This window comes from Ruegeria sp. CDSB086 (genome assembly GCF_059611065.1).
The window spans coordinates 586,930-602,079 of the sequence record NZ_JBXWOV010000002.1; the positions used below are offsets into that span (position 1 = coordinate 586,930).

General features: G+C 56.6%; 11 protein-coding genes. 4 read left to right on the top strand and 7 right to left on the bottom strand.

Features of this window, described 5'->3' with window-relative positions:
• Window positions 1-93: 93 nt before the first annotated feature.
• The 3 genes from AC2FIO_RS06485 to AC2FIO_RS06495 form a co-directional block, all read right to left on the bottom strand.
• A complete protein-coding gene (locus AC2FIO_RS06485) occupies window positions 94-3,501 on the bottom strand; it encodes an AAA domain-containing protein (protein WP_496696419.1) in 3,408 nt (1,135 codons plus the stop codon).
• 860 nt (window positions 3,502-4,361) lie between these two features.
• A complete protein-coding gene (locus AC2FIO_RS06490; protein WP_282121125.1) occupies window positions 4,362-4,865 on the bottom strand; it encodes a hypothetical protein in 504 nt (167 codons plus the stop codon).
• Window positions 4,866-5,250: 385 nt separating this feature from the next.
• The gene (locus AC2FIO_RS06495; RefSeq protein ID WP_496696420.1) at window positions 5,251-6,201 is read right to left on the bottom strand and encodes a GlxA family transcriptional regulator; all 951 of its coding nucleotides are present in this window, start codon (window positions 6,199-6,201) and stop codon (window positions 5,251-5,253) included.
• 137 nt (window positions 6,202-6,338) lie between these two features.
• Here AC2FIO_RS06495 and AC2FIO_RS06500 point away from each other — a divergent pair, with 137 nt between their 5' ends.
• The 4 genes from AC2FIO_RS06500 to AC2FIO_RS06515 are packed head-to-tail and all read left to right on the top strand — an operon-like array spanning window position 6,339 to window position 10,811.
• Complete coding sequence (locus tag AC2FIO_RS06500; protein ID WP_496696422.1) at window positions 6,339-7,049, top strand: GntR family transcriptional regulator; 711 nt, start codon at window positions 6,339-6,341, stop codon at window positions 7,047-7,049.
• Between the two features lie 7 nt (window positions 7,050-7,056).
• Window positions 7,057-7,974: a dihydrodipicolinate synthase family protein gene (locus AC2FIO_RS06505; protein WP_496696424.1), complete on the top strand. Its 918-nt coding sequence runs from the start codon at window positions 7,057-7,059 to the stop codon at window positions 7,972-7,974.
• Between the two features lie 3 nt (window positions 7,975-7,977).
• A complete protein-coding gene (locus AC2FIO_RS06510) occupies window positions 7,978-9,474 on the top strand; it encodes an aldehyde dehydrogenase (RefSeq protein WP_496696426.1) in 1,497 nt (498 codons plus the stop codon).
• Window positions 9,471-10,811 (top strand): NAD(P)/FAD-dependent oxidoreductase, encoded by a 1,341-nt coding sequence (locus AC2FIO_RS06515; RefSeq protein WP_496696427.1) that lies wholly within the window; start codon window positions 9,471-9,473, stop codon window positions 10,809-10,811. The genes AC2FIO_RS06510 and AC2FIO_RS06515 overlap by 4 nt, the downstream gene beginning before the upstream one ends.
• 4 nt (window positions 10,812-10,815) lie before the next feature.
• Here AC2FIO_RS06515 and AC2FIO_RS06520 read toward each other — a convergent pair whose 3' ends face one another.
• The 4 genes from AC2FIO_RS06520 to AC2FIO_RS06535 all read right to left on the bottom strand — a co-directional run bounded on the left by AC2FIO_RS06520 (window position 10,816) and on the right by AC2FIO_RS06535 (window position 15,017).
• Window positions 10,816-11,550, bottom strand: coding sequence for an SDR family NAD(P)-dependent oxidoreductase (locus tag AC2FIO_RS06520; protein ID WP_496696429.1), 735 nt, complete (start codon window positions 11,548-11,550; stop codon window positions 10,816-10,818).
• The gene (locus AC2FIO_RS06525) at window positions 11,547-12,278 is read right to left on the bottom strand and encodes an SDR family NAD(P)-dependent oxidoreductase (protein ID WP_496696431.1); all 732 of its coding nucleotides are present in this window, start codon (window positions 12,276-12,278) and stop codon (window positions 11,547-11,549) included. The genes AC2FIO_RS06520 and AC2FIO_RS06525 overlap by 4 nt, the downstream gene beginning before the upstream one ends.
• Window positions 12,279-12,289: 11 nt before the next feature.
• Window positions 12,290-13,393: a mandelate racemase/muconate lactonizing enzyme family protein gene (locus AC2FIO_RS06530; protein ID WP_496696433.1), complete on the bottom strand. Its 1,104-nt coding sequence runs from the start codon at window positions 13,391-13,393 to the stop codon at window positions 12,290-12,292.
• A gap of 76 nt (window positions 13,394-13,469) precedes the next feature.
• On the bottom strand, window positions 13,470-15,017 hold the full coding sequence (locus AC2FIO_RS06535) for a trimethylamine methyltransferase family protein (RefSeq protein ID WP_496696435.1): 1,548 nt from the start codon (window positions 15,015-15,017) through the stop codon (window positions 13,470-13,472).
• Window positions 15,018-15,150 lie beyond the last annotated feature (133 nt).

Here is a 15,150-nt window from a genome sequence, read left to right on the forward strand (position 1 = left end):
GGATCGCCTGCCAGTCATCTTGCATTTTATCCCATGATGGTAATCACTAAAAACAGCGCGCCAGGCGCAATTAACGTAATGGACCTTATTGCTTTAGCCTGAATTCTTTTCTCTGCCACCCAGGCTTTGGAAGATGGTGCCGATTTCCGCCTCTAGGTGCTGGCCCCGATACACAAATGAGGTCTCGTGGCGCGCATACTTGCCGTGTCGGTCGGCGCTCATCCAATTATAAGACCCGATCGCTAAGAGGTCATCGTCAATTGCCACTATCTTGCTATGCAAACGGGGAACTTTGTGAAGTCGTACCCCAATATCGGTAAGTGCGGCTTCGGCGAGCGCCATTTGGGTTTGGCCATCCGCGCTGGTCGAATTGTTCAAAAGAGGGTCTGTGTAAACGTCTACTCTAGCTCCTCGGCCAATAGCTTTTTCAAATGCGGACAGGAAGCCAACGTTTTCCATAGTACGGGTAACAATCCAGGGACTCACGATGGAGTAGTGCCGCCCGCTTCCCTCAAGAGCTTCAAGAAGGAATGCGTCATGCTCGGCCGCGTCTCGGAGCATCTGAAGCTCGCCGTTATCGATCTGCAAATCACTTCTCGGTTCAGTCTCAAACTCAAGCGCGTTGTCTGTGGATTTGAATAGAAAATTCCCCAGCATGGCACGAGGCGACCCTGGTGCAGCCGTCGCTAGAACGTCCATATCTCCAAATACAAGGCAACTGTCTTTGGCCCGGGACACTGTTACATTGAGCATGCTGGCCGAGGCATCGATGAAGTTGCCATCGGCATGTTTTGAATAAACCGGTGAGAAGATGATTATTGGTCGTTCAGCTCCTTGAAGTGCATGAACTGTTCCGACCGTCATGCCGTCGCGCAAATCAACAGAAACTCCTCTGCTCGCCAAAGCGCTGCGTATTTCACCGACTTGTCGACCAAATGGCGTTACAACACCAACAATTTGCTCAAGTTGCGCATGGTAGCGGCTCTCCAACTCCGATCTGTTGGCCTCAAGCCATGCAGCAATGGTCCGAGCTTCCAGTGGATTTGCACGACTACTCCCAGCCCTCATAGCTCGACCGTCTACATGCAAGTAGCCCAAGCCGGGCAACTCGGCGTCAGCCGGTACCTTACCCCGCAATGGCCGTAGTTTTCCTTTGTAGCACAACGCGTTGCTGTAATCGATTATCTCGTCATAGCAGCGTCTGTGCTCAAAGAGATACAGACCCTTTTCAAGTTCGTCATATGGTGAAACCTGGCAAGCCTCTTGCGCAATGCGCATAGCACTGCCGGAGGTGGTACAAAGCCCACTTGCTGAGAGAGCATCCCAGTCTTCTTCATTTTTCAGAAGGCCGACTTCCCGCAGGTTTCCGATATCTACCGGTTTCGGCACTGAGGAGATGGGTTCAATCTGTTGAGTGTCACCAATAATGAGAGCACGCTTTGCCAGAGAGAAGCTGGCACCGGCGACTTCCGGCAAAACTTGCCCAGCTTCATCCACGATCAAAAGATCGATGAAATTGTACAGATACTCCTTCGCCCATTTGCCCCCTGTCTTGCGGCTGTAAGCTAACTTGCCTGGCAAGCTTGCGAATGTGGCAACGGCGCAAGGTGTCAACATCATGCGTCTATGCCAGCGCGGGACTATTGTTGCTTTCCCCCGCTTGTTTGAAGAGCCTGAAATGCCAGCAAGGTCCGCCTCCATCTCCAGCAGCCACCGCCCTTCCCAGTAGTGTGTGGCAAGTAAGAAAAGCTTGAAGCGGATGCTTAGATCCGCGACCTGCTCTAGCTCCGAACTTTCGACTGCCTCGCCAAGCGCGGCCTTCGCACTTTCCCACCGACTTTCGGCGCCCGCTAAAGAGGAACGAACTGTCCGCGCTTTTTCAAGTTCCTGTTCGGCTTTTCTTCTTGCCGCCTCCGCCGAACGCAAGCTGTCAGCTAAATAGACTTCGAGCTCATCCACACGCCTAAACTCACCAAGGTCAGGCATGAATTCGCGGACGGCTTGCCGGGCAAGCAAGACCCGCTTTTTCTTGATTGCCGGTAGAAAATTGAAGAGAGCCGCGAACGTAGATTCGGCCGCAAGGTGTGCCTCGAGTGCAGATTTTGCAGCTTTGCAATGTGACTCACCGCTTTGCCTCTCGCTGGTCGACTTGATCAAACCTTCTTCGGCTTCGTCCGGGTTTGAGCCAAGGAGCGCATCGACTGCTTTCTGGGCTTCTCCAAGCGCCTCAGCCGCACGATCTAATTCAGAGAGTTTCTCAGCTTCGTGCACCATCGCTCCCTGAATAGCATCAACAACGGACTTCACACTCGTTTCGGAAAGGGAAGGAAAAGCCTCCTCTGCCGCCTTAAGATACGCCTCCTTCGCGCCTGAGAAATACTCGACACTCTCGCAGGCCGTCTGAAAGTCTTCAGTCTGATACTTCTTCGCGGCTTCCAGCTTGCGGGAGTGAGATGGCAGGAAAATCCCAAAGCTATTTACATCAGGCAGCCATCGACCTGCAAAAGGCCCCTCGCCCTGAGCAAAATCCTTGCCAAACGCGTCAATGATATTGGTCACAGCCTGGTTATTCGTAGAGGCGGCAACGATGACCGGTGCATCTTCAGCCTTTAGGGCGGCTCGTATCCAAACACTTGCAACCGCGGAAAGTAGCATTGTGGTTTTGCCAGTGCCCGGTGGGCCATTCACTGCGATGACTTCTCCTGGCTCTGACAGATCAAGGTAGGCCATGACTTGTCGTTGATGCTCAGATAGTGGGAAGTTTGGGTTTGAATGGCCGAGACGGCGACCAAACTCACGCTCAATTTTGGGATCTGGGCTCGTCGTTGATTTGCCAGGCTGAGCGACCTGGCTCAAGAGGCGTGCATCTGGCTTGTCGCTGAGAAGTTTGTCGTAGAGGTCCACGATGTTGCGAATTGTGGCACTGGCATCTTCGGCCAGTTCTAGGAAACCAAAGCCCATCGACTGATAATCGTCGTCGCCGCTTGGCCAACCTTCTGCGACAGCGTCGACCATCTTGCGGCAATGACCAAGATACTCTGGCCATGAATCCTCGACGATCATTTCCGGCAAGGGGGTCTCTGTCAGAAAACTATCAAGATCGTCAACGCTGCCGATTGAAAATTCGCCAGATGGTAAGGGTGACAGCACGTCGCGCGCCAGAGCGTTGCGCAAAGGGGTAATCTGTCCGTCGCGATCAACCGTTGCTTCGCTCACTACCGGCGCGACAATCTCAGGCAATCCATCAACCAGTGCTGCGCCGTGAGAGGATTTACGAGCCATGACCAGCGGCCAGAATCGAACGGCAATGCTTTTTGCCGACTTCTGTCCTGCAAACACCCTGTCGACAACCGCCTCCGGAAGAATTCCGGAACGAACGGTTTCACCCGAAACCTCTATGAACCGCTTCCGATCCCGTTGTGTGAACTTGCCGTCTCCTAGCGCACTATCAGCCAATGAAACACGCCAATATCGGAGTACTTTTTCTAGTTCATTTTTCATATTGGCTACTGCTAATCTGCGTTGGTGCACTTGAAGTTTTAGTATGTCGGGCCGTCGAGAGAGACCAGCTGCCTATTCGAAAACCACGATTGCCTAAAACGACTAGCGCATTGTTTTGCTAAGATTATGGCGCCCAAGAATACAAAACCAGGCGAAATGCCTTTGGTAATTGCCTGACCATCGTCTGCACTCATTCGAATTTTTCACACGCCTTTAGTGGCGAACAGCTGGGATTCTGGCCTGCAATGTAGCTCGCCAACTCCTTCAGAGCGGGACACGCAGTTGGGTGGCCTGTCTCTACACCCGTCGACGGGGTGGGGTCACTAGTAGGGGATTAGTAGGGGAGCGGAGTGCAACAAGGGCTAGCCGGATGCGACACCATGCAAAATCAACTCGGGGAAAAGTCCATATAGAGCAATCTGTTATGCTACTGGAGACAATTTTATCAACTCGCGTCCAAGCCAGTCCAAAAGCTCGGAAAACACATTGGTAAGGGAGAGGTCGAGAGTTCAATTCTCTCCAGCAGCACCATATAATCTCCATTGAATAATGCACACGCTGCTCGGTTATGAGCATGGCAGTCCAGTACCCGCTTGCATGTGCCATGGGCGCATCAAGCCCCGGTAGCGCGGTTCGAATTGCGCGTGACGCATTGAGTTTACTTTGAACCATTCAGCTCAACGCCTTGTTCGCGGAGTATGAATGCAACCTTCCTCAAACGGGAGTGAGACTTGGCGTATGCAAGCCCCACTTGCCGGGAAAAACTTGAATTTGTCGATCCACTCTCCCATTGAGAAACCGACAGTGCGTTGAATTTTTTTGTCGAAATTACCCAGCGCGCGCTGGGATCCCCGGTCGCGTCAAATGCGCCGTTCCGACGCTGACAATGCGCCCGCAAGCGAGCTCTTGATCTCTGATGGGATGTCCCGACCTTGCTGATTCAGCTTTGCGGCGATCCAGCCCGCAGAATGTCCACGGCATCCGATCTTGTTCAAGCGCGCCGCGGCCGGTGTTGTCACTTCACCCTGAGCCAGGGCCATGGATGCTTCAACCTCTGTGTCCGGCAGGACCATTCTAACGGCGCTGAACACGTCCATCGAGACCTGTAAAGTTTGACGCTCTAGCCGATGGGCGGCGTTGGTCAGCAGTCGCGTGCAATAAGCCGACAAGAAATACCAACGGAACACCTGAAAAACCTGACCGTTGGACGCCGCCATATCCGGCGCGCGGTCCGCAACAGCGGTCAGTTCGGAAAAGGCAGCTTCGGCCAATTTGGCCGCATCGCAAATCTGACGCTCGCGACTGGCACGAGAAACCGCGCCGTTGGCGAAGCGGGAGTCAGATTTACCGATTTCCAAGTGCATTGATATCCTCCACCGTCAAATTGTGATGAAGATATAAAATCTGACGGCATCGCCCGCATGGGAATTGCGGTCAGAATTTCCCGATTTGTCGTCTTTTTTGGCCAACTTCAGAGTCTGTCTATACATTTCACCCTATAAGTTGGCCTGTTTTGAGCCATTTGGTCAACTGGTGAACACCGCAAACGTTAATGTTTTAAACAAAAAGCACACATATCTGACACGATCTTGTAATAGTTATGCCCACTTCGATATGTATGAATACTCAATCCTGCTGACCAGTTTACCAGTAAAGTTTTAACGAGGGGGTACGAAGCAGGATCAGGGGGTGAGCGCCTGTTCAGCCAGGCTCGCCTTAGGACAGAGACGCTCCCCCCGTCCTTATCACTTAGTCTATCTTGTTCTTTTGGGCATGTGGCGTCACACCAAAACTCGACCGGTAAACGCGCGAAAAATGTCCCGGATTTTCGAACCCGCAGGCCATAGCCACTTCGGTCACGGATGCTTCGGTCTGCAATAGCAGCTTCTGCGCGCGCTCCAGCCGAAGCTCCATAAAGTACTTCTTGGGCGACGTGTTGAGGTATTTGCCGAACAACCGTTCCAACTGGCGCGTTGAAATCCCCAGATCCCCGGCAATATCAGATGGTGAAACCGGTGCCTCAATGCAGTCCTGCATGATATGAATAGCCTTGGCGAGATGCGCGTTACGCATCCCGTTGCGCGATTGAAGAGACACACGCTGTTTAGCCGTAGCATTGCGCACGGCGTTGTAGACCATCTGGTCAGCAACCGCGATGGACAACTCTTGGCCGTGGTCCCGTTCAATCAGGTGCAACATAAGGTCGGCGGTCGCCGTACCGCCCGAGGCAGTGATATGCTTTTCATCGGCGACAAAGACGCTGCGCACCAAGTTCACCTCGGGAAAGGCTTCCATAAAGGCATCGTGGTACTCCCAGTGAATGGCGGCCTGCATCCCGTCCAGAAACCCTGCCTCGGCAAGCAACCACGCGCCCGAACACAAGGCGCCGATGGCGGTTCCCCGTGCCCGTTCGCGCCGCAGCGTTGCAAGCAGAGGGCGCGAGACATGGTTGCGCATATGAATACCCGACAGCACGAACAGCTGGTTTGTTTTTGGCAGCGCATCCAGTCCACCATGAACCAATGTCACCGACCCGTTGGAACAGACGGCCTGCTTGCTGTGTTCAGACACAAAAGACCACTCATACAGATTTTCACCACTGACGAGGTTGGCAATGCGCAGCGGCTCGACCGCGCAGGAAAAGGCGAGATGCGAGAATTCCTCGATCAGGATGAAAGTGATGTGACGGGGTTGGCGCATAAACGTCCGATTCAGTTTGACGTGGTCGACGGCCTATGCTGCACGATTCTTTTCTGTATACAACTTGTATTTTTTTAGAATACAGAGAATGAACGAATTAGCCGACACGATTCGCGCAGCGACTGTTGGAGGAACGGATGCAAGACGACGCCAAATCCCGTAAGGCAGAGTTGATGGAGCACCTGAAGGTGTCGATCCTGACGCTGCGCCTGCAACCAGGCACAGATTTGGACGAAGCGCATCTGTCCGACGCTTTCGGCTTGTCCCGGACACCGTTGCGCGAAGTGTTCCGGCAACTGGCGGGCGAAGGCTATCTGGACTTGCGCACCAACCGCAGTGCGCGGGTGTCTGAGATGTCTTATACCACCCTGCGTGACTTCTTTCTGGCTGCACCCATGGTCTATGGCGCGGTTTTGCGACTCGCCGCGCAGAACGCCACACGAACTCAGATCAACGACCTGAAAGACGCGCAACAGGCGTTCAAGGCTGCGTTGCAGTCCGGATCCGCCGAAGATCGGGCATTGGCCAATAACCGCTTTCATGATGTGACCGGAGAGATGTCAGGCAATGTCTACTTGCGGCCATCATTCAACCGGTTGCTGATCGACCATGCCCGGATCGGGATGACCTTCTATAGACCCCAATCCGCGCACAAGACCGAGAACCTGTCGGAGGCAAGTCGCCAGCATGACGCCATCATCGCCGCCATCGAGGCGGGCGATGAGGCGGCTGCTGCGCAGCTGGCCGAGGATCACTGGAACCTGTCACGCGACCAAATCGAACTGTTCGTGATGCCTGCTGCGCTGGATATCCCGATGGGTATCCCGCCCCTTTCGAAACCTGCATGAGGACGGAATGAACCCGATTTTCAGATTTGAGGGGATCTATACCCCGGTGGTCACGCCCTATAACCAAGATGGCCGCGTGAACTGGGATGCCCTGTCCCACGTGATCGAATACCTGATCGACAATGGTGTGCACGGGCTGATCTCGGGCGGGTCAACGGGTGAGAACTATGCCCAGACCGTCGAAGAACGGCTGGAACTGGCGTCGTTCACGCATAAACAGTTGAAAGGCCGGTTGCCTCTGGTTGTCGGAACCGGCGCGATGCTGACGCCGGATTCCATCGCGCTGGCCTCGGGCGCGCGAGAGATTGGCGCAGACGCAATCCTGCTGGCAAGCCCACCCTATTCTGTGCCGACCGATCGGGAAAACGCCCTGAACGCGCTGGCTATCGACAAGGCCGCTGACTTGCCGGTGATGTTGTACAACTACCCGCACCGCACCGGTACAATGATGGGGGAAGAATTCCTTGACCGCGTGGGGCGCAGCCGAAACTTCTGCGGCATCAAGGAAAGCTCAGGGGATATCAACCGGGTGCATTTGTTGGCGCGGGATTACCCGCATATCCAGCTTGGCTGCGGCATGGATGATCAGGCGCTGGAATTCTTCGCCTGGGGCGCACCGTTCTGGGTCTGCGGTGGGTCGAACTTCCTGCCAGCCGAACATGTAGCACTATATCAAGCCTGCGTTGTCGAAGGGAACTTCGCAAAGGGCCGCCGCATCATGTCCGCCATGATGCCGTTGATGCGGGTGCTGGAACAGGGCGGCAAGTTCATCCAGACCATCAAGCATGGCGTCACCATGAACGGGATCAACGCAGGCGCGATGCGGCCCCCGCTTAAGGGGCTGAACAAGGATGACAAACGCGCTTTGGAACAGGTGACGCGCGTGCTGAAGAAAACAATCGCAGATATCGTGGCGGAGGGCTAAGGCATGGAATTGCTGACACAGGACGAATACAAATCCATCGCTGCGGGCCTGACCTTGCCCACCGGGGCCTTCATCGACGGCGCTTTCCGCCCGGCTGTCTCTGGCAAGACTTTTGAGACGGTGAACCCCGCCACAGGCGAGAAACTGGCCGATATTGCCGCTTGCGACGCGGCGGATGTGGATTTTGCCGTCGAAAAAGCGCGTGAAGCGTTTGACGATGGACGCTGGTCCAGGATGCACCCCTCGGATCGCAAGGACATACTGATCCGACTGGCCAAGTTGATGAACCGCAATGCCCGTGAATTGGCAGTGATGGAGAGTATCGACAGCGGCAAGACCATCTATGACTGCGAAAACCTGGATATCCCCGAAACGATCCACTGCCTGAAATGGCATGCCGAGGCGATCGACAAAATCTATGATCAGGTCTCGCCCACCAGCGACGACCACATCGCCATGGTGGTGCGCGAACCCATCGGAGTTGTGGGGTTGGTGCTGCCGTGGAACTTCCCGCTGCTGATGCTGGCGTGGAAGATCGGGCCAGCGCTGGCGGCGGGCTGTTCCGTCGTGGTGAAACCGGCGACCGAAACCACGCTGACCGCCCTGCGCCTCGCGGAACTGGCGATGGACGCGGGCCTGCCGCGCGGCGTTTTGAACATCGTGCCCGGTGGCGGCGCTGATGTCGGTGAGCCGATTGGTCGACACATGGATATCGACATGGTCTCTTTCACCGGCTCGACCGTCACTGGCAAACGGTTCCTGACTTATTCGGCGGAAAGCAACGCCAAAGAGGTTGTGTTGGAGATGGGCGGCAAGAACCCGGCCATCGTGATGGATGACGCCGAGAACCTTGACCGCGTGGCGGCCCATGTCGTGAATGGCGCGTTCTGGAATATGGGTGAGAATTGTTCCGCCTCGTCCCGTCTGATCGTGCACAAGGACGTAAAGGCCGAGTTGCTGGAGCGGATCGCCCATCACGCGAAGCAGTGGAACATCGGTGATCCGCTGGACCCGGAAACCCGAATGGGTGCGTTGGTCAGCGAAGGCCACTACAACAAGGTCTGCGGCTACTTAGAACAAGCCGAAAACGTGGTGATTGGTGGCAATGCCAACAAGGGTTTTGTCGAAGCGACCGTGGTCGAAGTACCCGGCAATCACAGCACTCTGGCGCGCGAAGAGATCTTTGGTCCCGTTCTGTCGGTGATCGAAGTGTCTGGCTTTGACGAGGCCATCAAGATTGCCAATGACACCGACTATGGCCTGTGTGCTTCGATCTTTACGGCTAACGCCAAGCGAGCCATCCGCGGCGCGCGGGCGATCCGCGCCGGAACCGTGACGGTGAACAGCTTTGGCGAGGGTGACATCACCACCCCCTTCGGCGGCTACAAACAATCCGGTTTTGGTGGCCGCGACAACTCGGTCCATGCCCACGACCAGTACACCCAGTTGAAAACCATCTGGATTGATCTGGCCGATGACGCGGACGAGGCGATCGATTGACGGCCTATACTGCAAAACGGGTGCCACGACAGACCGGGCCGGCGGGGTGGAACGCCATCCTGCCGCCCCAAACATCGCGACCCCGACTTGAACAGAACACCTCAGCCGACGTCACAATTGTCGGTGGCGGGTTTGCCGGGCTGAGCGCCGCGCGCAGGCTGCGCCAGCTTGACCCAGCGCTCAAGGTTGTTCTGCTAGAGGCTGGTCGCTTTGCCGAAGGTTCCGCTGGCCGCAATTCGGGCTTCATGATCGATCTGCCCCATGATCTGGCCTCGGACAATTACGCCGGAGGCGGGCTGGAAGCGGACCGCGCAACCATAGCCCTAAACCGCCGCGCAATAAGATTTGCAACGAACGTGGCTGAAGAATGCGAGCTGCCGCAGGAAATGTTCGATCCCTGCGGTAAGTTCAACGCAGCCGCCACACGAGCCGGGGACAGGCACAACCGCGAATTCGCCGCACATCTGGATCGGTTGGGAGAGCCTAGCACGCTTTTTGACCGCCAACAGATGCAAGAGATCACGGGCAGCCCGCACTACAGCTCGGGCCTCTACGCACCCGGCACAGTGATGATCCAGCCCGCCGGCTACATTCGCGCTCTGTCCTCTCACCTATCGCCACATATTGATCTGTTCGAAAACTCTCCTGTTACCGGCTTTGAAAGACAAGGCGTGGGATGGCTTGTGAAAACACCTGAAGCGCAGGTTTCGACGGGCCGCATAATTCTGGCCAATAACGGCCATCTGGAGAGCTTTGGTTTCTACGAACGCCGACTGATGCACATCTGCCTTTACGCGTCGATCACCGAGCGTTTGACGCCTGAACAGATCACGACATTGGGCGGTCAATCCCGCTGGTCGGTCACTCCGGCCGATCCGATGGGCACCTCAGTCCGGCGGGTCTCAGGCAGCTATGGCGACCGGATTTTGATCCGGTCCTGTTCAACTTTTCATCCGACAATCGAGACCAGCCCAATGCGCCTGCGCAATGCAGGCTGGGTGCACGACCGCAAATTTCGCGAACGGTTCCCGCATCTGCCCCAGGTGCAAATGGAGCATCGTTGGGCCGGAATGCTTTGCCTTAGCCGAAACGGATCAGCAGCATTCGGAGAGTTGGATGAGGGTGTCTTCTCGGCCTGTTGTCAGAACGGCTTGGGAATTGCCCGAGGGACATTGCAGGGCATGGCAGTGGCGGAATTGTTCACGCAGGGCGGATCGGACATCGCGGATCATTTCCTGACCCAACCGATGCCGTCGCGCCTGCCGCCAGAGCCGTTCGCATCATTGGGTGCAAATAGCTATCTGATTTGGAAAGAGTGGCGTTCAGGAAAGGAATGACCTGTCAGGGCAGGCTGAGCTTGGTCATGCGACCGCCGTCCACGGTGTAGACCTGACCGGTGACAAAACTGGCCTCTTCAGACGCAAGAAACGCTACCACTGCCGCGACCTCCTCTGGTCGGCCAGTCCGGGCGACGGGATGAATGCGGCCAATGTCGCGGCGAAATGCATCCGGATCCGGCTGAGCGTCGATGAAACCCATGTTCAGTTCAGTGTCTATCCAGCCGGGCGCCACCGCGTTGCACCGGACCCTCTCCGCCCCGTGATCCACGGCGACGGCACGGGTCAATCCGTGCAATCCGGCCTTGGTCGCACAATAGGCCGCATGGCCAGGATTACAGCCCAATCCTTCGATTGAGCCGATATTGACGATGTTCCCTTGCGTCTGCCGCAGATGGGGCAGCGCCGCCTTGATCAGCAGAAAAGGAGCCGTCAGGTTGACTGTCAGGTTGCGCTGCCAATCCTCCAGGCTCATGTCTTCGACAAGGACTTCCTGCATCATGCCCGCGTTGTTGACGAGGATATCCAGACGCCCTGCCCGCTCAACGACCTGATTTACCACAGATTGCGGGCTGCTCGGATCACCAAAATCTGCCTCGATCTTTTCGAACCTGGGATCTTGCCCGCGCTGCGCGGTAAACACCTGCGCCCCGTCCTGACACAATCGCTCAGCAATAGCCCGACCGATCCCGCTGCGTCCGCCGGTGACAAGGACGGTTTTGCCTTCAAATCGGGTCATGATACTGGCTTGCCTCCGTTCACCTCAAGCACCGCGCCGCAGATATAGCGCGACGCATCCGAGGCCAGAAACAGGATTACATCAGCAATGTCTTCGGGTTCAGCAATTCGCCCCAAGGGAACAGTCTGCCCCAGCTTGGCGACAGCTGTGTCCGGGTCGAAGCCACGCTTGGCAAAACCGGATCGCAACATAGGCGTGTTCACCTCGTTCGGGCAAACCGCGTTGATGCGGATGCCCTGATGGGCGTGGTCCATCCCCATGCATTGAGTCAGAGAGGCAATCGCGGCCTTGGTCATGCAATAGACAGCGTGGTTTGGACCGGGGCGCAGGCCCCAGCAGGATGCGGTGTTTACGATCGCACCGCCTCCGTTGGCAGCCATAATCGGGATCGCAGCGCGGCAAATGCGAAAGGGGGCTTCGACGTTCACGCCCAGAGACAGAGACCAATCCTGATCCGAGGTTTCAGTGACGGCACCCCGCGTAATGACACCTGCGTTGTTAACAACAATGTCCAACCCGCCCAGCGCATCTGCTGCCCTTTGCGGAAGTGCATCGGCATAGGTCGGGTCCAGCAGATCACCAGGCAGATGGGCCTCGGCCTCGATCCCGTCAGTCAGGCGGTCAGCAACGGCAACCTGCGCGCCGGCGGCACTTAGGCGGCGCACCAGAGTGGTTCCGATCCCCCCTGCAGCGCCCGTGACCAAAGCTGATTTTCCCGCAAACTCCATGATATGCTCCGTCAGAAAGATGCGACCGGCCCGCCAAAGCGGGTTTCGTCGGGAACGACGCCCAACCCCGGCCCGGTTGGAACTTGGATATGCCCGCCTTCAATGCGAATTCCATTCTGGGCATCGTAATTGCCTTCGATGTATGGCGCAGCCAGCCAAACGCCTTCCAGCAGATCGGGTCGAACAGTCGCGCCGATATGTGTGCATGCTGCGGCAATAATGTCCCCTCCCCAACTGTCGTCGCAGGTATGGGGCAGATTCCGCGCCTCGCAGTGGTCTCGGAACGCGCGCATGGGCTGTAGGCCACCGATCCGCGTGACCTTCATACCGAACCCATCCACCAGACCAATGCCCGCCGCAGTGATAACCGTGTTCAGATTGGTGGCATTTTCGTCCATGTAGATCGGGTGGCTCACTTGTGACCGTATCTTTTGCAGATCTTCGATCGTATCGCAGGGTTGTTCCATGACAAACGGAATGTCCGGGCATTCGCGGCTGACACGCAACGCATCACGGGTTGTCCAGCCGCGGTTTCCGTCCACGGCCAGCCGCATGCCTGACCCGCCGATTGCCTCCCACACTTTGCGGATGGTTTCGATATCGATTTCAACCGGCCGGCCACCAACTTTGATTTGCAGGCGCAGGTAACCTTCGGCCAATTTTTCCCTGGCCAGAACGGCTATATCGTCGGGCGCCCCAACCCCCGTCGCATAATATGACGGAACCTTGTTCACTTCGGCACCGCCAAGAAGTTCCGACACGCTGATCCCAAACTGCTTGCCCAGCAGATCATGTGCCGCGATGTCGATAGCCGCCTTGGCATAGTTGTGTCCGTTCAAAAGGCCGCCCATTCGTCGGTGCAGTCCTAGCGGAGAGATCTCAGCACCCAATAGTCCTTCGGCCATCTGAGCCAACGCAGCCCGAGCGCCAGCGGCGTGGGCCTCGGCGTAAGTGGGGCCAACCGGGCAAGTCTCGCCCCATCCGACCAACCCGTTGTCGGCCACCATTTTGACCAATGTGGTGTCCAGTGCCCAGACCTCGGCATTGGCCATTGTGTACGGGCCGTTTTTGACAGGCAGATCGTGGCTATAGATGTGAATTTCAGCGATTTTCACGACTTGTGTTCCGTACTGCTATTGAAGGGACAAACCCGCCCAACTGGCCGGGCGGGTGGAATGCGGGGGAGTAACTTCAGTAACTTTGGTTCAGCTCATCAGCGGCCGGGATTCCACGCTCACGTCGGGCGATGTAGTCCAGCAAGGCCTCGTTTTTCGCCTCATCCAGTTTGGGTTCTTCATACTCGGCCAGCAACGCGCGTGCGCGGTTCAGGGCGCGCGCGGTGATTTCAATGCTGCCTTCTGCCTGCCATTGTTCGATCGAGTTGTTGTCGAACAGCTCGGGCATGAAGAACGCACTCTGGAAATTGTCCTGTGTATGGGGGTGACCAAGATAATGACCACCGGGCCCAACATCCGGAACCGCTGCGAGGGCTTGATCGAAATCGTGCCACTTTGGCCCCTCGGCCATGCGGTACGCCATCGCACATTGTTCGGCGTCGACGATAAACTTGGCCACGGAACAGTGCATCCCGGCCTCATTCCATCCGGCCGAGTGCCAGATGTAGTTGGCACCCGCATGCATGACTGCCTGCAAGGTGGTGGCAGATTCATATCCGGCCTGAGCATCAAAGGTTTTGGCCCCACCCAACGTGTTCGAAGTACGCCAAGGGACGTCATAATGCCGTGCCATCTGGCCAATCATGAAATTCATCAGGCTGATCTCGGGTGTACCCGCCATCGGAGCACCGGATTTCATCGACACGGTCGACAGGTAGTGGCCATAGATCGCCGGAGCCCCTTTGCGGATGACCTGCGTGTAGGCCAGTGCGCTCAGCGCCTCGGCATTCAACTGGGCCACCGTGGCCGGAACAGATGCGGGCGTGTTGGCCCCCCCCAGAACGAAGGGTGAGCAGAGCACTGGTTGATTGCGACGACAAAAGGCCCGCAATGCACCCAGCATGGTTTCGTCCCACACCAACGGCGAGTTGCCATTGCAGTTACCGGTGGTCACCGGGTGATCTTCAAGGAATTCCTCGCCAAACAGGATCGCGCACATATCCATCACATCTTCGGCGTTCTTGGGTGAGGTGGTCATGCCCATGAACGTTTTGTCCGAGTGTTTCATCGACGAATAGGTGATGCGCAGGTGGCGTTGACTGATCGGATGGTCATAAGGTTCCACGATGTGATGCGCCGAGGAATGCAGCGCGGGCATCATGTGGCTGAGTTTGTGGAACATCGCCAGATCTTCCAGCAACGGATTTCGGCGCACGTCGTCCAGATCGCGCAGGAATGGAGCGCCGGTCATAGGCACAAAGATCGAGTGTTTACCGCCCAGCCGCACATTCTTTTTCGGGTCCCGCGCGTGATATGTGAAATCGCTGGGTATGGTGGCAATCAACTCACGCACCAAACCACGGTCGAGGTAAACCAGCTCCCCTTCGACCTTGGCTCCGGCTTTTTTCCAGTCTTTCAGCGCAATCGGGTCGCGAAACTGAACGCCGACATTTTCCAGAATATCCATCGAAGCAGTGTCGATGCGTTCGACCTGAGCACCATCCATTACCTCACACAAGGGGATACCTCTGGTCAGGCCGGGCAGCATTTCAAAGTTCGGGGCAGTGCGCAGGGCGCGACGGGCAGAGCGTCCGCCCGAGCGTGTCGCGGTACGAATGTTCACGGGGCAATCCTCCAATCTTGCTGATCAGACTGACGGATTCGGCACCGGCGCACCTCACTGATTGCGATATCTGTTTGCAGGAAACGACACGGGAACCCGGAACGAAAAACGCCGCCCCAACTGGGGCGGCGTC